General features: G+C 58.7%; 23 protein-coding genes. 13 read left to right on the top strand and 10 right to left on the bottom strand.

Annotated features, from left to right (window positions below; all coding sequences use genetic code 11):
• Positions 1 to 55: 55 nt before the first annotated feature.
• The gene (locus AC3WMT_RS15655; protein WP_103305074.1) at positions 56 to 1,519 is read left to right on the top strand and encodes a glyceraldehyde-3-phosphate dehydrogenase; all 1,464 of its coding nucleotides are present in this window, start codon (positions 56 to 58) and stop codon (positions 1,517 to 1,519) included.
• A gap of 180 nt (positions 1,520 to 1,699) precedes the next feature.
• On the opposite strand, the gene AC3WMT_RS15650 is transcribed toward AC3WMT_RS15655, so the two are convergent.
• Positions 1,700 to 3,001, bottom strand: a complete 1,302-nt coding sequence (locus tag AC3WMT_RS15650; RefSeq protein ID WP_103305075.1) for an MFS transporter — start codon at positions 2,999 to 3,001, stop codon at positions 1,700 to 1,702.
• A gap of 177 nt (positions 3,002 to 3,178) precedes the next feature.
• Between AC3WMT_RS15650 and AC3WMT_RS15645 the strand changes: the two genes are divergently transcribed.
• Together AC3WMT_RS15645 and sthA are read left to right on the top strand one after the other, a co-directional pair.
• On the top strand, positions 3,179 to 4,123 hold the full coding sequence (locus AC3WMT_RS15645; RefSeq protein WP_256583552.1) for an FAD:protein FMN transferase: 945 nt from the start codon (positions 3,179 to 3,181) through the stop codon (positions 4,121 to 4,123).
• A gap of 197 nt (positions 4,124 to 4,320) precedes the next feature.
• Entirely contained in the window at positions 4,321 to 5,715 is a 1,395-nt protein-coding gene (sthA, locus tag AC3WMT_RS15640; protein ID WP_103305077.1) for a Si-specific NAD(P)(+) transhydrogenase, read from the top strand.
• A 42-nt stretch (positions 5,716 to 5,757) separates the two neighbouring features.
• Here the strand turns inward: sthA and AC3WMT_RS15635 are convergent, their stop codons facing one another.
• Together AC3WMT_RS15635 and AC3WMT_RS15630 are read right to left on the bottom strand one after the other, a co-directional pair.
• Positions 5,758 to 6,480: a glycerophosphodiester phosphodiesterase gene (locus AC3WMT_RS15635; protein WP_025111067.1), complete on the bottom strand. Its 723-nt coding sequence runs from the start codon at positions 6,478 to 6,480 to the stop codon at positions 5,758 to 5,760.
• A gap of 14 nt (positions 6,481 to 6,494) precedes the next feature.
• Positions 6,495 to 7,076, bottom strand: coding sequence for a PilZ domain-containing protein (locus AC3WMT_RS15630; protein WP_016986736.1), 582 nt, complete (start codon positions 7,074 to 7,076; stop codon positions 6,495 to 6,497).
• A 94-nt stretch (positions 7,077 to 7,170) separates the two neighbouring features.
• Here AC3WMT_RS15630 and AC3WMT_RS15625 point away from each other — a divergent pair, with 94 nt between their 5' ends.
• The 3 genes from AC3WMT_RS15625 to AC3WMT_RS15615 all read left to right on the top strand — a co-directional run bounded on the left by AC3WMT_RS15625 (position 7,171) and on the right by AC3WMT_RS15615 (position 10,420).
• Positions 7,171 to 8,421 (top strand): lipoprotein-releasing ABC transporter permease subunit, encoded by a 1,251-nt coding sequence (locus AC3WMT_RS15625; RefSeq protein ID WP_103305078.1) that lies wholly within the window; start codon positions 7,171 to 7,173, stop codon positions 8,419 to 8,421.
• Positions 8,422 to 8,428: 7 nt separating this feature from the next.
• A complete protein-coding gene (gene lolD, locus AC3WMT_RS15620; RefSeq protein ID WP_177431420.1) occupies positions 8,429 to 9,112 on the top strand; it encodes a lipoprotein-releasing ABC transporter ATP-binding protein LolD in 684 nt (227 codons plus the stop codon).
• Positions 9,113 to 9,175: 63 nt separating this feature from the next.
• Positions 9,176 to 10,420: a lipoprotein-releasing ABC transporter permease subunit gene (locus AC3WMT_RS15615; protein WP_103305080.1), complete on the top strand. Its 1,245-nt coding sequence runs from the start codon at positions 9,176 to 9,178 to the stop codon at positions 10,418 to 10,420.
• Between the two features lie 123 nt (positions 10,421 to 10,543).
• Here the strand turns inward: AC3WMT_RS15615 and AC3WMT_RS15610 are convergent, their stop codons facing one another.
• Both AC3WMT_RS15610 and AC3WMT_RS15605 read right to left on the bottom strand, forming a co-directional pair.
• Positions 10,544 to 11,893, bottom strand: coding sequence for a heavy metal sensor histidine kinase (locus tag AC3WMT_RS15610; protein ID WP_103305081.1), 1,350 nt, complete (start codon positions 11,891 to 11,893; stop codon positions 10,544 to 10,546).
• A complete protein-coding gene (locus AC3WMT_RS15605; protein WP_103305082.1) occupies positions 11,893 to 12,573 on the bottom strand; it encodes a heavy metal response regulator transcription factor in 681 nt (226 codons plus the stop codon). The genes AC3WMT_RS15610 and AC3WMT_RS15605 overlap by 1 nt, the downstream gene beginning before the upstream one ends.
• Before the next feature lie 163 nt (positions 12,574 to 12,736).
• On the opposite strand from AC3WMT_RS15605, the gene copI reads away from it, so the two are divergent.
• Entirely contained in the window at positions 12,737 to 13,270 is a 534-nt protein-coding gene (gene copI / locus AC3WMT_RS15600) for a copper-resistant cuproprotein CopI (RefSeq protein ID WP_103305083.1), read from the top strand.
• 61 nt (positions 13,271 to 13,331) lie between these two features.
• Positions 13,332 to 14,162: an NADPH-dependent 7-cyano-7-deazaguanine reductase QueF gene (queF, locus tag AC3WMT_RS15595; RefSeq protein WP_103305084.1), complete on the top strand. Its 831-nt coding sequence runs from the start codon at positions 13,332 to 13,334 to the stop codon at positions 14,160 to 14,162.
• Between the two features lie 171 nt (positions 14,163 to 14,333).
• Here queF and AC3WMT_RS15590 read toward each other — a convergent pair whose 3' ends face one another.
• Positions 14,334 to 14,597 carry a DUF4404 family protein gene (locus tag AC3WMT_RS15590; protein ID WP_103305085.1) on the bottom strand — a complete coding sequence of 88 codons (264 nt, stop codon included), beginning with the start codon at positions 14,595 to 14,597 and terminating at the stop codon, positions 14,334 to 14,336.
• 108 nt (positions 14,598 to 14,705) lie between these two features.
• A complete protein-coding gene (gene pcrP, locus AC3WMT_RS15585; RefSeq protein ID WP_103305086.1) occupies positions 14,706 to 15,326 on the bottom strand; it encodes an HAD superfamily inactivated hydrolase PcrP in 621 nt (206 codons plus the stop codon).
• Between the two features lie 195 nt (positions 15,327 to 15,521).
• Between pcrP and AC3WMT_RS15580 the strand changes: the two genes are divergently transcribed.
• Positions 15,522 to 16,211 (top strand): MlaA family lipoprotein, encoded by a 690-nt coding sequence (locus AC3WMT_RS15580; protein ID WP_103305087.1) that lies wholly within the window; start codon positions 15,522 to 15,524, stop codon positions 16,209 to 16,211.
• Positions 16,212 to 16,265: 54 nt separating this feature from the next.
• Here AC3WMT_RS15580 and AC3WMT_RS15575 read toward each other — a convergent pair whose 3' ends face one another.
• The gene (locus AC3WMT_RS15575) at positions 16,266 to 16,565 is read right to left on the bottom strand and encodes a PilZ domain-containing protein (RefSeq protein ID WP_103305088.1); all 300 of its coding nucleotides are present in this window, start codon (positions 16,563 to 16,565) and stop codon (positions 16,266 to 16,268) included.
• A 275-nt stretch (positions 16,566 to 16,840) separates the two neighbouring features.
• Between AC3WMT_RS15575 and rssB the strand changes: the two genes are divergently transcribed.
• Entirely contained in the window at positions 16,841 to 18,022 is a 1,182-nt protein-coding gene (gene rssB, locus AC3WMT_RS15570; protein ID WP_047302218.1) for a two-component system response regulator RssB, read from the top strand.
• A complete protein-coding gene (gene rssC / locus AC3WMT_RS15565) occupies positions 18,022 to 18,504 on the top strand; it encodes an anti-sigma factor antagonist RssC (protein WP_042560140.1) in 483 nt (160 codons plus the stop codon). Before rssB ends, rssC begins: the two co-directional genes overlap by 1 nt.
• A 212-nt stretch (positions 18,505 to 18,716) precedes the next feature.
• Here rssC and tal read toward each other — a convergent pair whose 3' ends face one another.
• A complete protein-coding gene (tal, locus tag AC3WMT_RS15560) occupies positions 18,717 to 19,643 on the bottom strand; it encodes a transaldolase (RefSeq protein WP_103305089.1) in 927 nt (308 codons plus the stop codon).
• A gap of 203 nt (positions 19,644 to 19,846) precedes the next feature.
• On the bottom strand, positions 19,847 to 20,800 hold the full coding sequence (locus AC3WMT_RS15555) for a cellulase family glycosylhydrolase (RefSeq protein WP_103305090.1): 954 nt from the start codon (positions 20,798 to 20,800) through the stop codon (positions 19,847 to 19,849).
• A gap of 291 nt (positions 20,801 to 21,091) precedes the next feature.
• Between AC3WMT_RS15555 and AC3WMT_RS15550 the strand changes: the two genes are divergently transcribed.
• Together AC3WMT_RS15550 and AC3WMT_RS15545 are read left to right on the top strand one after the other, a co-directional pair.
• Positions 21,092 to 21,532 (top strand): low molecular weight protein-tyrosine-phosphatase, encoded by a 441-nt coding sequence (locus AC3WMT_RS15550; RefSeq protein WP_103305091.1) that lies wholly within the window; start codon positions 21,092 to 21,094, stop codon positions 21,530 to 21,532.
• Between the two features lie 39 nt (positions 21,533 to 21,571).
• Entirely contained in the window at positions 21,572 to 23,800 is a 2,229-nt protein-coding gene (locus AC3WMT_RS15545; protein WP_103305092.1) for a polysaccharide biosynthesis tyrosine autokinase, read from the top strand.
• The last annotated feature ends 33 nt before the right edge of the window (positions 23,801 to 23,833 follow it).

The raw sequence follows: 23,833 nt of genomic DNA, 5'->3' as shown, positions 1-23,833 counted from the left end.
CATTGCTACAAGAGGTTCTGGGCGGCATAATGTAGCCCCTTTTTTCTGCCCCTACATGTGGAAGGTTCCCGTGACTCAGAAGCCCGACCAGTGTCTTGGTGAATGGATCGACCGTGAAGCACTCGCAGAAGCGATGATTCCGCTTATCGGTCAGCTCTACCGCAATAACAACGTGGTGAGCTCGATCTATGGCCGCAGCCTGATCAACCAGTCTGTCATCGCGATTCTCAAAGCTCATCGCTTTGCTCGTCATCGTTCTGCCGACGACAGCGAACTCTCCGTCCACGAAACATTCCCACTGCTCAAGGCCATGAGCGAGCTCAAGCTCGGCGCGGCTTCGGTGGATCTGGGCAAGTTGGCGTTCAAATTCCGCAGCGAAGGCAATGGCCGCACCGCCGAGCAATTCGTTCGTGAAGAAATGGCTGACGTGGTTGGCCAGCAAAACGCTTCGGCCCGCAAAGGCACTGATGTTGTGCTGTACGGTTTCGGTCGTATCGGCCGTCTGCTGGCGCGCATCCTGATCGAGAAAACCGGTGGTGGCGACGGTCTGCGTCTGCGTGCCATCGTCGTGCGCAAAGGCGCCGACAACGACCTGACCAAGCGCGCCAGCCTGCTGCGTCGCGATTCGGTACATGGTTCGTTCAACGGCACCATCACCATCGACGAAGAAAACAACACCATCACCGCCAACGGTAACCTGATCCAGGTGATCTACGCGAAGAACCCGACCGAGGTTGATTACACCCAGTACGGCATCAAAGACGCGCTGCTGGTGGACAACACCGGTGTATGGCGTGATGCGGATGGCCTGGGTCAGCACCTGGCCTGCCCGGGTATCGACCGCGTTGTTCTGACCGCGCCTGGCAAAGGCAAGCTGAAGAACATCGTTCACGGCATCAACCACGGTGAAATCACCGCTGACGACAAGATCGTGTCCGCCGCTTCCTGCACCACCAACGCCATCGTGCCGGTGCTGAAAGCGGTGAATGACAAGTTCGGCATCATCAACGGTCACGTCGAAACCGTTCACTCGTACACCAACGACCAGAACCTGATCGACAACTTCCACAAAGGCGATCGCCGTGGTCGTTCCGCTGCGCTGAACATGGTAATCACCGAGACCGGTGCTGCCACTGCTGCTGCCAAGGCTCTGCCTGAACTGGCTGGCAAGCTGACCGGTAACGCGATCCGCGTTCCGACGCCAAACGTGTCGATGGCCATTCTCAACCTCAACCTTGAGAAAGCCGCCACCCGTGAAGAGATGAACGAGTACCTGCGCTACATGGCGCTGCACTCCGATCTGCACAAGCAAATCGACTTCGTCAACTCGCAGGAAGTGGTTTCGACCGACTTCGTTGGCTCGCGCCACGCTGGTGTGGTCGACGCTGAAGCGACCATCGTTCAGGACAACCGCGTTGTTCTGTACGTCTGGTACGACAACGAGTTCGGTTACAGCTGCCAGGTTGTTCGCGTGATGGAAGACATGGCCGGGGTAAACCCGCCAGCGTTCCCGCGCTAAGCCTTAGCTGCAAATGAAAACGCCCCGACTTTGGTCGGGGCGTTTTTTTATGCCTGGTAAATATCTGTTGCCTGTTGCGGCCTCATCGCTGGCAAGCCAGCTCTCACAGTGGTTTAGGTCGTTCACAAAGGTGTGTACACCAAAGAAACCTGCGGGAGCTGGCTTGCCAGCGATGGCGTCCTATCGGGCGCCGCCAGGTACAGCCGCTTGCGCCGTGCGCAGCTCATGTTTGTTACCCCGGAACAACACCAGCGTCGCAATCAACCCCAGCACGGCCGCGCCACTGAGCCAGATCCCCGGCGCAGCCTTGTTATCCAGTACATGAATCAGATAAGTACACGCTGCCGGCGTAAACCCGCCGAACGTCGCTGTCGCCAGGCTGTAGGCCAGCGAAAACCCGGTCGTCCGCACTTCCACCGGCATGATCTCGGTCAGCGCCACGACCATCGCGCCGTTGTACGAGCCGTACAGGAACGACAGCCACAACTCGACGATCAGCAAATGGCTGAAACTCGGGTTCGCCACCAGCCACGACAGGGCAGGGTAGGCCGTCAGAATCGCCAGAATCGTCGCAGCGAGCAGTAGGGGTTTACGGCCGATCTTGTCGGACACCGAGCCCATCACCGGCAGCCAGAAGAAGTTCGACAGGCCGATACACACCGTCACCAGCAAGGCATCGAAGTCCGACAAGTGCAGTTCGGCCTTGCCGAAGGTCGGGGTGTACGCGGTGATCAGATAGAAGGAAACCGTGGTCATCACCACAAGCGCCATGCCGGCGATGACGATGCCAAAGTTCTGTCCGATCGAACGGACGATTTCCCGCAGGGTAGGGCGATGCTTGCGTGCCTGGAATTCCGGGGTTTCTTCCAGTGAGCGACGGATCACGAAAATGACCGGCACAATCATGCAACCGATCAGAAACGGCACACGCCAGCCCCAGTCACCCATTTGTTCCGGGCTCAGCCAATGGTTGAGAGCAACACCCAGCAGTCCGGCAAAGACCACCGCCGCTTGTTGGCTCGCGGATTGCCAACTGACGAAGAAGCCCTTGCGCCCCGGTGTGGCGATTTCTGCCAGATAAACCGACACACCACCCAACTCGACGCCAGCGGAGAAGCCTTGCAGCAAGCGGCCGAACAACACGATCAGCGGCGCGGCGACGCCGAGTGTGGCGTATCCCGGAACGCAGGCAATCAGCACCGTGCCGGCAGCCATCAGGGCCAGCGTGATGATCAGGCCCTGGCGGCGACCATGCCGGTCAATGTAGGCACCGAGGAAAATAGCCCCCAGCGGACGCATCAGAAACCCGGCGCCGAAGGTCGCGAGCGAAAGCATCAGCGAAGCGAAGGCGCTGTCGGCCGGGAAGAAGGTCTTGGCGATGGCCGTGGCATAGAAGCCGTAGACCATGAAGTCGAACATTTCGAGGAAGTTGCCGCTGACAACGCGGAAAATCGCTTTGCCTTTGCCCGTGGTGGTGGACATGTTCAGTTACTCATTATTGGATTTTATAAACGCGTAGCATCCGTTGGGAGCGAGCGGGCCCTTTAATCCATAATGGCCGTCGCGGTTTTGCAGGGAGATGAATAATTGTTCACTGGACGGTGGTTTGGACTTGTGATTTTGGCTGGCATATTGGCCGGCTGCGGCAATGGCGACTCAATGGAAAGCTTCGCAGGCCCGACCATGGGTAGCACGTATTCGATCAAGTACGTGCGCCACGCAGGCCTTGCTGAGCCAGCGCAGGTGCGCAGCGAAGTGGAGGGCATCCTCGGCGAAGTCGACCGACAGATGTCTACTTATCGCAGCGACTCCGACATCGAACGCTTCAATGCATTGCCCGCTGGCCGCTGTAACACCATGCCTGCGCCAATCCTCGAATTGATCCGCGTGGGCGAGCAACTGTCAGAGCAAAGCGAAGGTTCCTACGACCTCACTGTCGAGCCGCTGATGAACCTCTGGGGTTTTGGCCCACAAGGTCGCGAAGAAAAGGTCCCGAGCGCTGCCGCACTGGCAGAGGTGTTGCAGAAAGTCGGCCATCAACATCTGCACATCGACGGCGATCAGCTGTGCAAGGACGCCGCTGTCGAAGTCGACTTCAATAGCATCGCCGCCGGTTACGCTGTTGACACGATCGCCGCCAGGCTGGATGCCATGGGCATCCACGATTACCTCGCCGAAGCCACGGGCGAGCTGAAAGCCAAGGGCAGGAAACTCGACGGCTCGCCGTGGCGCATTGCTCTGGAAGAGCCTCGCGATGATCAGCAAGTCGCCGAGCGCGTGATTAGTGTCGACGGCTACGGCGTTTCCACCTCCGGCGACTACCGCCACTATTTCCTGCAGGGCGGGCGGCGCTATTCCCACACCTTCGATGCGCGTAGCGGCGCACCTGTCCTACACAACCTGGCGTCAGTCACGGTGATTCATCCTTCAGCGTTGATGGCCGATGGACTATCGACGCTGTTGCTGATTCTCGGGCCTGAAAGGGCTTGGGACTATGCCGAAAAGCATGACATTGGTGCATTCTTCGTGATTCGTGCCGATACAGGTTTTGTCATCCGCACCAGCAAGGCTTTCGAGCGCCTCAGTGGCGCAAAAATTGACTGAGAACAGTACGAAAGCTGGCGTTGTAGTGCAGGCAAAAGTAGCCTACGACGCGACCAAGGGTTAATGTGCGCGGCGTTGACGCTTCTATAGACTGTGTCCGGGTTCTTGATTGACCCCCAATTGTTCCTTCGCGCCGCCGTTCGGCGTGATTTAGCCGCCGGTGCTGCTGGCACCGCGGCCTGTTCTGAGGAGTACGCATGGCTGTCTACAACTACGACGTGGTGGTGCTGGGTTCCGGCCCGGCGGGAGAAGGCGCGGCAATGAACGCCGCCAAAGCAGGGCGCAAGGTCGCGATGGTCGACAGCCGTCGCCAGGTCGGCGGCAACTGCACCCACCTCGGCACCATCCCGTCCAAGGCACTGCGTCACTCGGTGCGGCAGATCATGCAGTTCAACACCAATCCGATGTTCCGGGCGATCGGCGAGCCACGCTGGTTCTCCTTCCCGGACGTGTTGAAAAGCGCCGAGAAAGTCATTTCCAAACAAGTCGCTTCGCGTACCGGCTACTACGCCCGTAACCGCGTCGACGTGTTCTTCGGCACCGGCAGCTTCGCCGACGAGCAAACCATCGAAGTGGTCTGCGCCAACGGTGTGGTCGAAAAACTGGTGGCCAAGCACATCATCATCGCCACTGGCTCGCGCCCGTATCGTCCGGCTGACATCGATTTCCACCACCCGCGCATCTACGATAGCGACACCATCCTCAGTCTCGGCCACACCCCGCGTAAACTGATCGTTTACGGCGCCGGCGTGATCGGTTGCGAATATGCCTCGATCTTCAGTGGTCTGGGTGTGCTGGTTGAGCTGGTGGACAACCGCGGTCAGCTGCTGAGCTTCCTCGACTCGGAAATCTCCCAGGCGTTGAGCTACCACTTCAGCAACAACAACATCACCGTGCGCCATAACGAAGACTACGATCGTGTCGAAGGCGTGGACAACGGCGTGATCCTGCACCTCAAGTCCGGCAAGAAGATCAAGGCTGACGCCTTGCTCTGGTGCAATGGCCGTACCGGTAACACCGACCAGTTGGGTCTGGAAAACATCGGCGTCAAGGTCAACAGCCGTGGTCAGATCGAAGTCGACGAGAACTACCGCACCTGCGTGCCGAACATTTATGGCGCAGGCGACGTGATCGGCTGGCCGAGCCTGGCCAGTGCCGCCCACGACCAGGGGCGTTCGGCCGCTGGCAGCATCGTCGACAACGGTAGCTGGCGCTTTGTGAATGACGTGCCGACCGGCATCTACACCATTCCGGAGATCAGCTCGATCGGCAAGAACGAGCAGGAACTGACTCAGGCCAAAGTGCCGTACGAAGTCGGCAAGGCGTTCTTCAAGAGCATGGCGCGTGCGCAGATCGCCGGCGAGCCGCAAGGCATGCTGAAGATCCTGTTCCACCGTGAAACCCTGGAAGTGTTGGGCGTTCACTGCTTCGGTTATCAGGCGTCGGAGATCGTCCACATCGGTCAGGCGATCATGAGCCAGCCGGGCGAACTGAACACCCTGAAATACTTCGTCAACACCACGTTCAACTACCCGACCATGGCCGAAGCCTATCGGGTAGCGGCGTACGACGGCCTCAACCGGCTTTTTTGACGGGCTCCGGCCGGTGGCCTGAGCCGGCCGGGGAGACCGATTTCAGCAATTCTCGAGGGTGGCAGTGGCCAAACCGGGAAAGTCTGTAATCAGGCTGTCAACGCCGAAGTCGGCGAGTCTGCGCATCAGCGCAGGCTCGTTGACGGTCCACACTGACACATGCAGCCCCTGACGCTGCGCCTTCTGCAGGCGTTCCGGCGTACACAGCGTCCAGTTCAGCGCGAGAATTTCGCAGCCATAGCTTGCCGCGACCTTCAACGGGTCGAGCCAGGCGTATTCGGCCACCAGTCCCCGTGACACATCCGGCACCAGATCCAGCGCCGCTTTCAAGACTTCCCGCGAACTCGAGGTGATTGTCACCTTGTCCAGCAGGCCATGTCGCTGCGCCATTTCACGAATGGCCAGCACGGTGGTTGCCGCGCGAGTACGCGAAGCGCTTTTGACTTCAAGCTGCCAGTGCTCGAAATCACACTTCTCGAACAACTCCTCCAGTGTTGGAATCGGGCACGGCTTGATCCAGCCCGGGCCGCCCTTGCGTGCGTCGTAGGTCACCAGTTCGGCGGCGGTATGCTCGACGACTTTGCCACGGCGGTCGGTGGTGCGCTTGAGGGTCGGGTCGTGAATGACCATCAACTCGCCGTCCTTGGACAGGTGCAGATCGAGTTCGCAACGGCGCACGCCGTGCTTGAGACATTCCTGAAAACTGCTCAGGGTATTTTCCGGTGCTTCGCCCTTGGCGCCGCGGTGGCCGTAGATGAGGGTCACGGTTCTTCCTTAATTTAAATGCCTGATTCGTTCTGTTCGCGGGCCAGACGTCGTTCCTGGGCCTGCTTCTGCAAGATATAGCGGGCGAGCAACTGGCGCTGGGCATCGGTCAAGTGTTCGAACTCGGTACCGACGTCATAACCCTCGCCCTTGCGGTCGCAATGGGTGACGCGGGCGCGCAGCAACAGGCCCAGTGCCTGCGGCATGAGCACCAGTTTCACTGACAGGTGTGCACCCGTGGCGATCGGCGTCGGGTACTGAAAGTCGATCCCGCCTTCGGAAATGATCACCGGTTGCGGCTCGCCGATATGGCCGAGCACGGTCAGGGCGACCACCTGACTGAGCAGGTCGATGCGTTTGTTCTGGGATTTCAGAAACGCGGCGATGGCCCGGTCGCGTTCACTGATCTGGCGCAGCAGGTGCTGCGACTCGAATTCGCTCAGGTGCAGTTCGCTGAGCAGGTTGAACAGCGGGGAAGCATCCTGCAACACTTCCTGGCCTGCGGCTTCGGGAGCGGACAGGGGCCGAATTTCCAGTGCGATCGTGTCCTCGATACGGTAGTATTCGCGGCGATCTTCTTCATCTAATGTCGACATGGCGAACCCATGGTAGCGGCGGTGGTCTGAGTGTAAAGCTGGTTATCGACCCCCGCCACAAGGACGTTCCTTTTCCCTCCGAACAAGCCCCGACATGTTCAGACCTCTCTTCGTATTTATCGGCACGCGTTATACCCGTGCAAAGCGTCGCAATCATTTTGTGTCATTCATTTCCCTGACTTCGATGATCGGGCTCGCGCTTGGCGTGGTCGTGATGATCGTCGTGCTCTCGGTGATGAATGGCTTCGATCATGAGATGCGCACCCGCGTGCTGGGCATGGTGCCCCACGCGACCATCGAATCCACCGAGCCGATCAGCGATTGGCAAAGCCTGGCCACCCAGGTCAAGCAGAACCCGCAGGTGACGGCCGTCGCGCCGTTCACCCAGATGCAGGGGCTGCTGACCAATAACGGTCAGGTGTCCAAGGTGTTGCTCAACGCCATCGACCCTGCGCTTGAGCGCAATGTGTCGATCATCGATAACTTCATGAAGCAGGGCAAACTCGACGATTTGACGCCGGGCAGCTTCGGCATCGTGGTTGGCGATAAAGCCGCGACCAAGCTCGGCGTGGGCATCGGTGACAAGATCACCTTCGTCGCGCCGGAGGTCAGCGTGACCCCGGCCGGGATGTTCCCGCGCATGAAACGCTTCACCGTGGTCGGCATTTTCCATGTCGGTGCCGGCGAGCTCGATGGTTATCTGGGCGTTACCAACCTGCAGGATCTGGCGAAAATGCATCGCTGGAAGCCTGAACAGGTGCAGGGCATTCGCCTGAAGTTCGACGATCTGTTCCAGGCACCGCGCGTGGCATGGAACATCGCCCAGCAGCTTGGTGAAGACCATTACTACGCCCGCGACTGGACGCGTACGCACGGCAATCTGTATCAGGCGATCCGCATGGAAAAAGCCATGATCGGCCTGCTGTTGCTGCTGATTGTTGCCGTGGCGGCGTTCAACATCATTTCCACACTGGTGATGGTGGTGAATGACAAGAAAGGCGACATCGCCATTCTGCGTACATTGGGCGCAACACCGGGCACGATCATGCGCACGTTCATGGTTCAGGGCACGGTCATCGGCGTGGTCGGCACGGCGATTGGCGCAGTGGTCGGGATCTTCGCCGCGCTTAATGTCAGCGCCGCGATTTCCGCCCTTGAAGGGCTGATCGGCCACAAATTCCTTAATGCTGACGTGTATTTCATTGATTATCTTCCGTCGCAGGTGCAGAGCCAGGATGTCGTAATGGTCTGCGCCGCGGCGTTGGTCTTGAGTTTCCTCGCCACCCTGTATCCCGCTTGGCGTGCCGCGCGCACCCAGCCGGCGGAGGCGCTACGTTATGAGTGAGTCGGGCATGAGTGAAAAAGCAATTTTGAGCTGCCGCAACCTGGGCAAATCCTATGAGGAAGGCCCGGAGTCGGTGCAAGTGCTGGCCGGTCTGCAACTGGAGTTGCACCCGGGCGAGCGAGTGGCGATTGTCGGCACCTCGGGTTCGGGCAAAAGTACCTTGCTCAACCTGTTGGGCGGCCTCGACACGCCAACCAAGGGCAGTGTCTGGCTCGACGGTGAAGAACTGTCGGCGCTGAGTGAGAAAAAGCGCGGTCTGCTGCGCAATCGCGCGCTGGGTTTCGTTTACCAGTTCCACCACTTGCTGCCGGAATTCACCGCGCTGGAAAACGTCTGCATGCCGTTGCTGATTGGCAAGACGCCGATCCCGGAAGCCCGTCAGCGTGCTACCGCGTTGCTGGAGCGGGTAGGGCTGGGCCATCGCCTTGAGCACAAACCGGCGGAACTGTCCGGTGGCGAGCGTCAGCGTGTCGCCATCGCCCGCGCGCTGGTGAACAAGCCGGGTCTGGTGATGCTCGATGAGCCGACCGGCAACCTCGACTCCCACACCGCGCAGGGCATTCAGGATCTGATGCTGGAACTCAGCACCTCGATGCGTACCGCGTTTCTGGTAGTGACCCACGACATGAACCTGGCCCGCCAGATGGATCGCGTACTGCACCTGCAAGAAGGTTGCCTCACGCCCATCTGACGGGTTGAAACCCGGCGCCTGAAAAGGCGTCGGGTCTTTTATTTTTATACGGTGCCCCAGCGAATGTTCAGACCGTTATCGATCTTTATCGGCGCGCGCTATACCCGAGCCAAGCGCCGCAATCGCTTTGTTTCGTTCATTTCGATGACCTCGATGATCGGCCTCGCCCTCGGCGTGTTGGCGATGATTGTGGTGTTGTCGGTGATGAACGGCTTTCAGCGCGAAATGAGCTCGCGCATCCTCGGCATGGTGCCGCACGCGACCATCGTTGGCGTGAAGCCGATTGATGACTGGCAGCCCGTGGCCGCCGCCGCGATGAAAAATCCCGAAGTGACCGCCGCCGTGCCGTTCACCGAAATGGAAGGCATGCTTTCCTACAAGGGTTTGATGCAGCCGATCCAGATCAACGGTGTCGATCCGGCTCAGGAGGGCAAAGTCTCGATCGTCGCCCAGCACATTGTTCAGGGCCGGCTCGATGCCTTGAAGCCCGGTGAGTTCGGCGTTGTCATCGGTGAGATTACCGCCCGCCGTTTCCGTTTGAATGTCGGCGACAAGATCACCCTGATCGTGCCGGAAGTCAGCACCGCACCGGGTGGCATCACCCCGCGTATGCAGCGGCTTAACGTGGTGGGTGTGTTCAAGGTTGGCGCGGAACTGGACGGCTCGATGGGTCTGATTCATGTGGCCGATGCGGCGACCATGCAGCACTGGGAACCGAATCAGGTGCAGAGCGTGCGTCTGGCGGTGAAAGACCTGTACGCCGCGCCGAAAGTCTCCTCGGACATCGCCGTCGGCCTCGGCGCCGATTTCAAGGCTGACGACTGGACCCACACCCAGGGCAGCCTGTTCAGTGCGATGAAAATGGAAAAAACCATGATCGGCCTGCTATTGCTGATGATCGTCGCGGTGGCGGCGTTCAACATCATCGCGACGCTGATCATGGTGGTGAACGACAAAGGCGCGGACATTGCGATCCTGCGCACCATCGGCGCCACGCCCCGGCAGATCATGGCGATCTTCATGGTGCAGGGCACGGTGATCGGCATTGTCGGCACCTTGATTGGTGGCGTGCTGGGTGTGATCGCGGCGCTGAACGTCAGCGAACTGGTCGGCTGGGTCGAGCGGGTGAGCGGGCAGCACATTTTCAGTTCCGATGTGTATTTCGTCAGCAACTTGCCTTCCGAATTGCAGGGCGGGGACGTGCTGTTGATCTGCTCTGCCGGGTTCATCTTGAGCTTCCTGGCGACGGTGTATCCGGCGTGGCGGGCGGCGAAGATCGAGCCGGCTCATGCGCTGAGATACTCGTAAGCTTTGAATTTGTTATCGCGGGCAAGCCCGCTCCCACAGGGTTTTGAGTCGGGCACGAATTTTTAAAACGACTCGGAACCTGTGGGAGCGGGCTTGCCCGCGATGGGGCCGGAACGGCGAGCCTCAATCCTTCTTCGGTAACTCAATCACAAACCGTGTCAATCCAGTTTCTGATTCGCAATGAATCTGCCCACCATGGGCGCGGACTATTGATTGAGTAATCGCCAACCCCAACCCCGCATGCTCACTGCTGCCTTCCTGCCGCGCCGGATCGGCCCGATAAAACCGGTCGAACAGCCGTGGCAACAACTCCGCAGAAATCCCCTCGCCACTGTTCTCGACTGAAATGCGCACAGCGCTCGGTTGATCAACGATCCGCAAACTTACGTAGCCCTCAACCGGGGTAAAGCGCAGCGCGTTATCCAGCAAATTCGACAACGCCCGACGCAACATACTGCGATCACCTTCGATCCGCGCATGGCCCTCGCGCGTCAGCTTGACCCCGAAGTCCTCCGCCAGCGGCGCAAAAAACTCCAAAAGCACATTCGTTTCATCCGCCAGTTCCAGCGCCTCACGCTTGGGCATCAACAATCCGTGGTCAGCCTTGGCCAGATACAGCATGTCGTTGACCAGTTGCGCCATCCATTGCAGTTCTTCGAGGTTGCTGTGCAGTGCTTCGCGGTAGTCTTCCAGCGGTCGCGGGCGGGTGAGGGTGACCTGAGTGTGGGTCAGCAGGTTCGACAGCGGTGTGCGCAGTTCATGGGCGATGTCGGCAGAAAACGCAGACAGCCGTTGAAACGAGTCGTCGAGTCGTCCGAGCATGGCGTTAAAGCTGTGGGCCAGTTCCGTTAGCTCTGGCGGCATTTGCGCTTCCGGCAGTCGGGCATTGAGCGATTGGGCAGAAATCCCACGGGCCACAGCACTCATGCGCCGCAGTGGACGCAAGCCACTGCGGGCGGCCCAGGCACCGAGTAACGCGGTAGCCAGTGCAGAGAGGCCAACGGTCAGCCAGATCAAATGCTGCATGCGTTGCAGGAAATGCTGGTGATGGGTGATGTCCAGCAACAGGGTCAATTGTGGCGAGTCGCTTTTGTCCGGGTAGAGCGGAGCATTGAGCACACGATAATCGGTGCCCGCGTCGCTGATGGTCGACAAACCTCTGGTTTGCGGCAGATCGCGCGGTACATGAATCGAGCTGTCGTACCAACGTTGGCCGTCACCGCCAGTGATGCGCAGTGACAGATCGGCCTGGCGACTCAGTTCGTCCGCCAACCGCGCCTCACTTTCATTGGCCTGAACATCCTGCAAGGCGCGGCGCAGGCCGATCAGTTTGCCGTCCAGCAATTGCTGGTCGAGCTCAATGAAGTGTGCCTCGCTGGCGCGGCTGAACAACACCCCGGCAAACAGTGATACCACGGCGGTGCAAGCGGCAAACAGCAGGGCCAGACGCGAACTCAAGGACAAGCGGCGCATCAGGCTGGACGCTCTTCAAGCACATAACCCATGCCGCGTACGGTGTGGATCAGTTTGTTGGGGAATTCGTCATCGACCTTCAAGCGCAAACGGCGGATCGCCACTTCAATCACGTTGGTGTCGCTGTCGAAATTCATGTCCCACACCTGCGAGGCGATCAACGACTTTGGCAGCACTTCGCCCTGACGGCGCAGGAGCATTTCCAGCAAGGCGAATTCCTTGGCGGTCAGGTCGATGCGTTGACCGCTGCGCTCGACCCGGCGGCGAATCAGGTCCAGGCGCAGGTCGGCCAGTTGCAGGCTGGTTTCCTGCGGTGTGGCGCTGCCACGACGCAGCAGGCTGCGCACCCGCGCGAGCAGTTCGGAGAAGGCGAAAGGCTTGACCAGATAATCGTCGGCGCCGAGTTCGAGGCCGTGAACCCTGTCCTCCACAGCGTCTTTGGCTGTCAGAAACAATACTGGCGTGTCGAGACCGGCGCTGCGCACCGCGTGCAGGATCTGCCAGCCACTGCGCCCGGGCAGCATCACGTCGAGGATCAACAGCGCGTAGTCGCCGCTCAAGGCCAGTTGCTGCCCGCTGTTGCCGTCGGCCACCAGTTCGGTGTTGAAGCCGGCTTCGGTCAGGCCTTGGCGCAGGTATTGCCCGGTTTTCGCTTGGTCTTCGACGATCAACAGTTTCATGGGTAACTCGGGTGGGTTCGGTTGTAATAACGAAAGCTTTATACCGTGAGAGCAGGCGATAACCGCCAACCTGACAAAGTTGTAATCTGCCTGTCAGGCAGATGCCAGCGCAGACCGGCTAAAGTTTCCCACAGGCTGAACCTTATCTTGTTGGAGTAGGACTATGTTTTTGCGCAACTCTTTGGCCGTGGCGGCCTGTTTGCTGGCGCTGAGTTCACCGGTCTGGGCCGGACCTGCGCACAGCTACGATTTCGGCCAGCCGGCGCCCGCCGCGAAGGCTACACGCAGCGTCGAGGTGGTGCTGAACGACATGTCGTTCGATCCGAAGTCGATTCAAGTCAAAGCGGGTGAGACGATTCGCTTTGTATTGGTGAATAAAGGCCAGTTGCTGCACGAATTCAACCTCGGTGACGCGGCGATGCACGCCGCACATCAGCAGGAAATGTTGCAGATGCAGCAAAGCGGCATGCTCACGCCTACTGGCATGAAAGAAATGTCCCACGACATGGCGGGCATGGATCACGCTGCGATGGGCCATGGCATGAAGCATGACGATCCCAACAGTGTGCTGGTCGAGCCGGGCAAAACCGCCGAGCTGACCTGGACCTTCAGCAAGGCCACCAGCCTGGAGTTCGCCTGCAATATTCCCGGGCATTATCAGGCCGGCATGGTCGGCAAACTGACAGTCAGTCAGTAAGCACTCAAAGGCGCGAGCAAAGGCTGGTAGAATCCGCTGATTCTTCAGTCAGGTTTCCGCCATGCATCCCGCAGCCGAACATTCGCCGCTGGGCAAGTCCAGCGAATACATCGCCACCTACACGCCGTCCCTGCTGTTCCCGATTCCGCGTACCGCGAAATGGGCCGAATTGGGCCTGACCGCCGAAACCCTGCCGTATAAAGGCGTGGATTTCTGGAACTGCTTCGAATTGTCGTGGCTGCTGCCGTCGGGCAAGCCGGTGGTAGCGATCGGTGAGTTCAGCATACCGGCGGATTCGCCGAACATCATCGAATCGAAGTCGTTCAAGCTGTACCTGAACTCGCTGAACCAGACCGCGTTTGCCGATATCGCGACGTTGGAAGCGACGCTGGTCAAAGACCTGTCTGCCGCTGCCGGCAAGCCGGTCGGTGTGCGGGTTCGCAGCCTGAAAGACGTTGAGGCGGAAGGTGTTGTGGCACTGCCCGGCGTGTGCATCGACGATCTGGATATCAGCGTCAGCAACTACGAGCACCCGCGTCCGGAACTGCTGCGCTGCGATGATTCGCGCATCGTCGAGGAAAGCGTGCACAGCCATTTGCTCAAGTCCAATTGCCCGGTGACCAGTCAGCCGGACTGGGGCAGTGTGGTGGTGGAATATCGCGGCTCGGCGCTGGATCACGCCAGTCTGCTGGAATATATCGTCAGCTTCCGCCAGCACTCGGACTTCCATGAGCAGTGCGTGGAGCGGATCTTTCTTGATCTGCAGCGGTTGCTGAAGCCGGAGAAATTGACGGTGTTTGCGCGTTATGTGCGTCGCGGTGGGCTGGATATCAACCCGTATCGCAGCACCGAAAGCGTACAACTGCCGAACCATCGCTTGGTTCGTCAATAAATTAACCAATGTAGGAGTGAGCCTGCTCGCGATAGCGGTGCAGCAGTCGACATCAACGTTGAATGTCGGTCAGCTATCGCGAGCAGGCTCACTCCTACAGGGTATTGCATTGCCACAGTAGAAATGAAAAAGCCCTGCCAGAAATGGCAGGGCTTTTTGCATGCGGGGGAATCAGATCCCCATGCTGCCCAGCGCATTGACGATGTTGCGCAAGGTGCCGGCAATGGCCGGGTGTTCGAGTTCGAAGCGATCAACTGCCAGATTCACGCCATCGGCGATGCTGGCGTCCTGAGTAGCCGACTCCAGTTTGATTTCAGATTCAATCTGCGCCATCAGCGCATGCAAATCTTCACGTTCGACTTCCGACAGCGGCGGATTCTGCTCCAGCTGCTCGCGCAGGGTATCGAGCTGTTTTTGCAGTTCTTGGGCGGGCATGGTGTTTTCCTTTTATCGAGAGGCACTGGCATTGACCGCAGCCGCGCGCCAAAGGTCTATGGCTGACCTTTAGATTAATCCACTCTCGTACAACCTGCATGATCCCGATCAGGGCTTTTCGCCTTTGAGACGGCGCAGGCTGATGTCCGCCAGACAGGTCTCCAGCTCGCCCAGATGATCGATCACCGAGTGCACGCCGAGCCCGAACAACTGCACCGTCGCCTTGCCGCGCAGTTGCTCGCGTTCCTTCTGGCTCAATGCCTGCCACTCGCCCGGTGCCAGGCCGCAGAGCGAACCGCAGGACGCAAGGCCAATGGTCCATAACCCGGCATTCAGCCCCGATTGCAGCAGACGTGGTTCGCCGCTGACCAGGACGCAACCGTCCAGGCTGCCGACGTTCAAGTCCATCAGCGCCTGCCAGCACGCGTTGGGAGCGGGCCACGGATTGATTGTTGCCGAATGTTGCGCAGGCTTGATCCACGCCGGCAAAGTCGCCGACAGCGGCAGTGCAAGGGCAGGGGGCAACTCATCGATCCAGGCGCAGGGAATCTGCTGGCGCTGCAAGTTGTGCAGGCTCTCAAGTGCGCCCGGTGTGGCTTCGGCCTGTTCGGGCAGGGAAATGGTCTGTTGCCGGGCGCGAGCACCGAAATCCACCAGGCATCCGCTGAGACCGAACAATACGGCGGTCAGGCCGGGTGCAGCGAGGGGCAAGGTTTCGGCATGTGACATGGCAGCGTCCCTGAAATAACCATAAGGCTAGGGCGCGCCGGTGACAGTTGGATGACAGGCTTGTGAACAGGGCGCTGGAAACGTCCTACAAGTAGCTTCATTCCCAGACTGCCCAAAAGACCTTTTGCGCTTATACTAGCGGCCTTACGCCCGGGCGAAGCTGCTCGCGCCAGTACAAATCCAAGGAGTTTTTCTATGCGCTGGAGCCCTTCGCTCGCTCAGCTTTGTGTATATGCCGGCTTGTTGCTGGCGCCGTTCGCCACTCAAGCGGCAACGGAAGAAGACCCTTGGGAGAGCGTCAACCGTCCGATCTTCGAGTTCAACGACTTCGTCGACACCTACGCGCTGAAGCCGCTGGCGCAAGGCTACGAGTTTGTGACGCCGCAATTTCTCGAAGATGGCATCCACAACATGTTCCGCAACGTCGGTGATGTCACCAACCTGGCGAACAACATCCTGCAGGCCAAACCGGCTGCGGCTGGCGTCGACACCGCACGCTTGATCTTCAACACCACGTTCGGTCTGCTCGGCTTCTTCGATGTCGGCACCAAAATGGGCCTCAATCGCAGCGACGAAGACTTCGGCCAGACCCTCGGCTACTGGGGCGTCGGCAGTGGTCCATACGTGATGCTGCCGCTAATGGGCCCAAGCACCCTGCGTGATGCGCCGTCGAAATACGTCGACAGCTACACCGGTCCTTACCGCTACATCAACGACGTGCCGGTGCGTAACTCGGTGTTCGGCCTGAACATCGTCGACACCCGCGCCAGCCTGCTGTCGAGCGAGAAGTTGATCAGCGGCGACAAATACACCTTCATCCGCAACGCCTACTTGCAGAACCGCGAGTTCAAGGTGAAGGATGGTCAGGTCGAAGACGATTTTTGATTTCGACCGATAGAATGAAGAAGGCGACCTCCGGGTCGCCTTTTTTGTGTGCGCTTATGTCATCTGCAGAATGGTCAGGCCGAGGCGCTGAGTCTTGTCATCCTGCGCCTTGACCCAGACGACTTCGGTTTCGGCCTCAAGGCCGCTGAGTGCCGCATGATCGGAGTCGATGCGTACGCTCAAGCGGTCGCCAACCGCGAACTGACGCGGCGCCTCGACCTGCATGCCACTGCTCGAGAGGTCGATGCACACCGCTGAAACCTCATCACCTGCATGAATCAACACGACATCGGCATCGACCCGCATGCGGATGAAATCGCGCTTTTCGCTGTAGTCCCGACCGGTTTGACTCATGGTTTCGTCCTTCCATTGGGTTACGGTTTGAGCTGTTCTTATAACTCTCGGTGATTTGACAAGTAAAGTCGTCAAGCGACCATCGGCGCATGCTTGAAACGCCCCGCGGATGGGAGTACCGTCTGCGCCTTAGAAGGGCACCTCTGGTGCAACCGTGTACGGAGCTAACGCTCGAAAGCGGTGCAGCAGAGAGGCTAGAAAGCGAATCCAGTAGTCAGTGCAGGGCCAGTCGCCCCGCCAACTACGCCAACCTAATTCTGGCGCCGTTTGCCCACATGCCAAAAACCAGTGCCACGCTGCTGATAATCGATGATGACGAAGTAGTGCGCGCGAGCCTCGCGGCCTATTTGGAAGACAGTGGTTTCAGCGTCCTGCAGGCCAGCAACGGCCAACAGGGTCTTCAGGTATTCGAGCAAGACAAGCCCGACTTGGTCATCTGCGATCTGCGCATGCCGCAGATGGGCGGTCTCGAACTCATCCGTCAGGTCACCGAGCTGTCGCCGCAAACTCCGGTGATTGTGGTTTCGGGTGCCGGCGTGATGAACGACGCGGTCGAGGCCCTGCGCCTGGGCGCGGCGGATTACCTGATCAAGCCTCTCGAAGATCTGGCTGTGCTCGAGCACTCCGTGCGTCGGGCCCTGGATCGTGCGCGCCTGCTGCTGGAAAACCAGCGCTATCGCGAGAAGCTGGAAAAGGCCAACCGCGAGCTCGAAGCCAGCCTGAACCTGCTCCAGGAAGACCAGAACGCCGGTCGCCAGGTGCAGATGAACATGCTGCCGGAAAGCCCGTGGAGCATCGACGAGTTCAAGTTTGCCCACCAGATCATCCCGTCGTTGTACCTTTCGGGTGATTTTGTCGACTATTTCCGTGTCGACGAGCGCCGGGTTGCGTTCTACCTGGCGGATGTATCCGGTCATGGTGCCTCATCAGCCTTTGTCACCGTGCTGCTGAAGTTCATGACCACGCGCTTGCTGTTCGAGTCCAAGCGCAACGGCACCTTGCCGGAATTCAAGCCTTCGGAAGTCCTTGGTCATATCAACCGGGGGCTGATCAGTTGTAAGCTGGGCAAACACGTCACAATGGTCGGTGGAGTCATCGACGAGGAGACCGGTTTGTTGACCTATAGCATCGGCGGCCATCTGCCTTTGCCCGTGTTGTACACACCTGACAGTGTTCGTTATCTGGAAGGACGTGGTCTGCCGGTGGGGCTTTTCAATGAAGCCACTTACGAAGATCACGTGCTTGAGCTGCCGCCGACGTTCAGCCTGACGCTGATGTCTGATGGCATTCTGGATCTATTGCCAGAACCTACGCTCAAAGAAAAAGAAGCGGCTTTGCCCCAGCGGGTGAAGTCAGCGGGCGGCAGCCTGGATGGTCTGCGGCAAGTGTTTGGATTGGCCACGCTAGGGGAGATGCCGGATGATATCGCCCTGTTGGTGTTGAGCAGGAATCTTTAATGAGTACCGGTAGAATCCAGTTCGCCGAGCAGGATGGCACCTTCGTCCTGAAGTTCGTCGGTGAAGTTCGCCTGACCCTGTGTTCGGCGTTGGATGCGACTATTGAGAAAATCTTCACCGCGCTGAATTTCAACGCGATCGTGATCGATTTGACCGAAACCCGCAGCATCGACAGCACCACGCTGGGCCTGTTGGCCAAGCTGTCGATCCTGTCGCGGCAGAAGGTCGGCCTGCTGCCGACCGTCGTCACCACCCACGATGACATCACCCGTCTCCTGCAATCGATGGGCTTCGAGCAGGTGTTCAACATCGTCAACCATCCCGTGCCGTGCCCGGAATGCCTGGACGATCTGCCTGATCAGGATCAGTCGGAAGAAGTGGTGCGGATCAAGGTGCTGGAAGCGCACAAGATCCTCATGGGGCTGAATGATTCCAACCGTGAAGCCTTCCATGATCTGGTGAATGCCCTCGAAAGACACTGATCTGTTGAGAGAGAAGGTGTTTGAGCCGGCCTCATCGCTGGCAAGCCAGCTCCCACAGTGATTGAGTGACCCCGGAGTATCTGTTCCACACATGACCCTGTGGGAGCGGGCTTGCCCGCGAAGGCGTCAGTTCAGACAATGCATCTTCCGGCACTGCATAAAAAAGGGCGAACCCGACCGGGTTCGCCCTTTTTGCATTCCTGCGACTCAGATCACAGCTTGGCCTGCAACAGCGCCTCAAGCTTCTCCTGGTCACGGGCAAACTGGCGAATGCCTTCTGCCAGTTTCTCGGTGGCCATCGCGTCTTCGTTGGACAACCAGCGGAACTGCGCTTCGTTCAAGCTCAGGCGCGCTTCACCGGCATGACCCGGGGCCAGTTTGCGCTCCAGCTTGCCAGTGTCCGCCGCCAGCTTGTCGATCAGGTCCGGGCTGATGGTCAGGCGATCGCAGCCGGCCAGTTGTTCGATCTGATTGAGATTGCGGAAGCTCGCGCCCATGACCACGGTCTTGTAGTCATTGGCTTTGTAGTAGTTGAAGATGCGCGTTACCGACTGCACACCCGGATCATCGGCGCCGGTGTAGTCGTTGCCGTTGGCCTTCTTGTACCAGTCGTAGATACGGCCCACGAACGGCGAGATCAGGAATACGCCGGCATCGGCGCAGGCTGCCGCTTGCGCAAAGGAGAACAGCAGGGTCAGGTTGGTCTGGATGCCTTCCTTCTCCAGCACTTCGGCAGCGCGAATGCCTTCCCAGGTCGAAGCGATCTTGATCAGTACGCGGTCGCGGCCAATGCCGGCCTTGTCATACAGCTCGATCAAGCGATGCGCACGCTTGAGCACGGCGTCTTTGTCGAACGACAGGCGCGCATCCACTTCGGTGGAGATGCGGCCCGGGATCACTTTGAGAATTTCCTGACCCACGGCGACACCGAAACGGTCGCTGGCCAGGCCGACATCGCCCTTGCAGTCGCTGACGCAGGCGTTCAGCAGCTCGGCGTAACCAGAAATGGCCGCGGCTTTAAGTAGCAGGGAAGGGTTGGTGGTGGCGTCGACCGGTTTCACCCGGGCGATCGCTTCGAAGTCGCCAGTGTCGGCAACCACGGTGGTCATTTGTTTGAGTTGTTCCAGCTTGGAAGTCATGTGTGTGCTCTGTCCTGTGGGTTTGACGACATTACCCGAGCGCTGACAGCCACTCAAGGGCGCGTACGTGTATCGATAGCCCTCGCGGCAACAACCTGAAAACGATTGTTTGAATGGTGGGGGCGCGGTATCGATGAATACGATGCCAAAACGGCTCACAGGTTCAAAGCAACTGACCTGCGTACAGGTCAGTCGCACGCGGACTACTGGGCATTCAATTGAGTTGCAGCGGCTATTTTCGCGGGCTTCGGTTGGCCGTCAGAGGTCAGCAGGCCGAAGTTCTTTTCGCGCTCGTTACTCCCCGAGTCGCTGTTTCGCCATTCATAGAGGGATGTCAGCGGGATACCGAGCTTTTTCACATCGGCGATGAAGGCGCCGACTTTGCTGGCCTGGCCGTCGTTGCCGCCATTGGAGCTGAGCGCCGATATGCCCCATTCACTGATGACCCCCGGCAAATGGAAGTTTTGCTGAATAAACGCCTGCGCGTTGCTGATCTGCGTGGCTGTCATGCCGTAAGGGTGATAGGAAATCGCGCTCAGGCATTTGGGGTATTCGCTGACGATGCGGTTGAGCGCCACGGTTGAAGCAGAGCCGGCAGTCGGTGGCCGGGCGAAACCGTAGCCGACCAGCGGCGTCGATTGCGCTGAGCCCTGTAGCGACTTGCACACAGCGCTCATGAAAGGCACGAACGTCGTGTCGAAATTACGCGTCGGCCAATAGGTCTCAAGATCTGGCTCATTCCAGATCTCAATCGCCACCAGTTGTGTGCTGTAGGAGTTTTCCAGACCCGACAGCGCATTGGCAAACGATTCGCCGGCGGTTGCCAGATCGGTGGCTGAGGTGGCGGGCAAAGGCTTGATGGCACGCACGGTCAGCAACACCGGCAGGCCCGCTGATTTAGCCGCGGCGAAGGCATCGCTGACCTGTTTTTGATAAGCCTTGGCAGTCAGGCTGTCGCTCCACACGCCGAAGCGCACAAAACTGAATCCGGCGTCTTTGATGTGCGCGGCGTCCTCAGCGGAGAAGTTCTGGATCTTCACCTGGACACCGATGGTCTTGGCGGGGAGGTTGGGGAAGAGCTCACTGGCGTGAACTTGAGTGAGGGCACTGAGTGCCAGCAACGCAGGGGCGAGCCGTTTGAGATGGGCTGGTTTCATGTCTGTTCTCCCGATGGGAATGACAACGGCGAATAGTTATCTCGTTACATGAATTACGAAACTAACAATGGCACTAAGTGCATGAATGTTATTTTTTGTCAGGAAGTGATTGGCTGAAAATCACAGTTATTTTTAGTCCGCTAATTCCGATTGGGGTGCTTTTGGCGGTGTGGTACTTAATACGCTGCTACTAACAGGGTCAATCTATTTCCGAGTGCAGGAAGATCTTGCGGGTTCATTAAAAAACCGCTCTGGATGTTGGCAGTTTGATATTACACAGGAAAGAAAACCTTGTTCAAAAACATCCTTGTCGTCTGCGTTGGCAATATATGCCGAAGTCCGACAGCAGAACTTCTGTTGCGCAAAGCGCTGGCGCCGGCAGACATCTCGGTGACCTCCGCAGGCCTCTCGGCGCGTGTCGGTGAAGGCGTGGAGGCATCGGCCCGGCAGGTTCTGCAAGACCACGGGCATAACCCCGAAGGCTTCAAGGCGCGGCAACTGACGCCGGATATCGTCAATGAATCAGATCTGATTCTGGTCATGGAAAAACAGCACGTTAATCAAGTATTGAAGATTGCCTCTCACGCGCGGGGCAAAGTGTTTTTGCTCGGCAAATGGCAGAGCGAGCGAGAAATACAAGATCCCTATCGTCAAGGCAAGGCCGCTTTTATTCATGCCCATGCATTGATTGAAGATGCTGTCAGCTCATGGGCACAACGTCTCGCACGTTGATGAATATTCTTCAGATCAGTGAATGGTAAGAACAGACTTATGCAGTTACCGTCAGTAATCGCCAACCGTGATAACGATCAAGACAGTATTGATCTGCTCGGCATATTCGGCAGTTTGATCGACCAGAAATGGTTGATCGGTGCGTTTACCGGTGCCTTCATGGCTGCCGGTGTTGCCTATGCCGTTTTGGCCACGCCGGTATACCTGGCAAACGCGCTGGTTCAGGTCGAACCGAAAAAGAACGACATGCTCGGTTTTTCCGATCTCAACAGCATGCTCGGTGGGCAATCGCCGTCCGTGACCGAAATCGGCATCATCAAGTCCCGCGCAGTGATCGGCAAAACCGTCGATGACTTGCGTCTGGACATCGACGTCACCCCAAACACCTTCCCACTGATCGGCGGTTTTCTCGCCCGTCGTTATCGTGGCGAAACCGAGTTCAGCGTGGCGCCGCCACGTTTCGGCCTGAACAGCTACGCGTGGGGCGGCGAGAGGGTGGAGATCACCCGGCTCGACCTGCCGAAAGAACTGCTCGGCAAGAAACTCACGCTGATCGCTGGCGAGCAGCATCACTTCCAGTTGTTCGATGAAAACGACAACGTGCTGGTTGACGGCGTCACCGGTGAAGCCTTCGCGCAAGACGGCGTAGAAGGGCTGATCACGCAGCTGTCGGCCAACCCGGGCACTCGCTTTGAAGTGGTGCGCAATCCACGGATCGTGACCATCCAGGGCTACCAGGATGCGCTGGATATTTCCGAGCAAGGCAAGGAGTCGGGGATTATTCGCCTGGCACTGGCTAGTTCCGACGCTGCCGAGGCGGTGAAGATTCTCAACAAGATTGCTGCGCTGTACGTCGAACAAAACGTGCGCCGCACCTCGGCGGAAGCCGCGCAGAGTCTGGCCTTCCTGCAAAGCCAGTTACCGCAGGTCAAACGTGATCTGGCCAAGGCCAGCGATGCGCTCAATGCCTACCAGACTCACGGCAAGACCGTGAACATCTCGCTGGAAACCCAGTCGGTGCTCGGTCAGTCCGTGGCACTCGAAACGCGGATTTCCGAGCTGAAAATGCAGCAGGCGGAGATGGACCGCAAATTCACCCGACAACATCCGGCCTATCGCGCATTGATGAGCCAGATCGGCGAATTGACCCAGCAACAGAAGTCGCTGGAAGGCAAAGTCGAGGACCTGCCGGCCACGCAGCAAGAGCTGCTTAACCTGACCCGCGATGTCGAAGTCGCCTCGCAGATCTACACACAACTGCTGAACAAATCCCAGGAGCTGGACATCATCCGCGCCGGTGCCGTCGGCAACGTGCGCCTGGTCGACACGGCGGATGTCGACCTGACCAGCCCGGTCAAACCGAAAAAAGCCCTGATTGTGCTGATTGCGACCTTTCTCGGCGGGTTCCTCGGTGTGGCTCTGGTGTTGTTGCGTAAATCCCTGAGTCGCGGTCTGGAAGGTCCGGAAGCCATCGAGCAACTCGGTTTGCCGGTGTACGCCTCGATTCCTTACAGCGCATTGCAACAGGAAGAGGACGGCAAAAAAGGTCGCGCCCGTGATGGCGTCGACAAACCGGCGTACCTGTTGGCATTGCGCAATCCGACTGATCTGTCCATCGAATCGATCCGCAGCCTGCGCACTTGCCTGCACTTCGCCGCCCTGGACTCGACCAACAACCGCATCATGATTTCCGGGCCGAGCCCGCAGGTCGGCAAGACGTTTGTGTCTTCCAACCTTGCTGCGGTCATGGCGCAAAGCGGTCAGCGCGTGGTGCTGATCGATGCCGATATGCGCAAAGGGCATTTGCACAAAACTCTGAATGTACCGATCGCCAATGGTCTGTCAGACCTGTTGGTCAAGCGCTGCACCATTGAGCAGGCGATCAATAAAGTCGAAGGCGCCGACCTGCACTTCATCAGTCGTGGTCAGGTGCCGCCCAATCCTTCCGAGCTGCTGATGCACGCCAACTTCCGCGAACTGCTGGCAGAACTCAGCGAGCTGTACGACGTAGTGATCATCGATACGCCGCCTCTGCTGGCAGTGACCGATGCAGCGATTGTCGGCCGTGAAGCCGGCATCAGCCTGATCGTCACGCGCTTCGGGGTGAACCCGGCCAAAGAGATCGAACTGACCATTCGCCGCTTCGCGCAGAACGGCATCGAGTTGAAAGGCGCGGTGTTCAACGGCGTCGAGAAGCGCGCAGCCAGTTATTACGGCAATGGCGGCTACGGCTATTACAACTACGAATACGCCTCCGACAAGTCCTGAGTCAGCGATCGTTCTTACATGTTTGAAGTGGGT

It is taken from the genome of Pseudomonas sp. FW305-7 (assembly GCF_058786735.1).
This window is presented reverse-complemented; position numbering and strand designations above follow the sequence as displayed.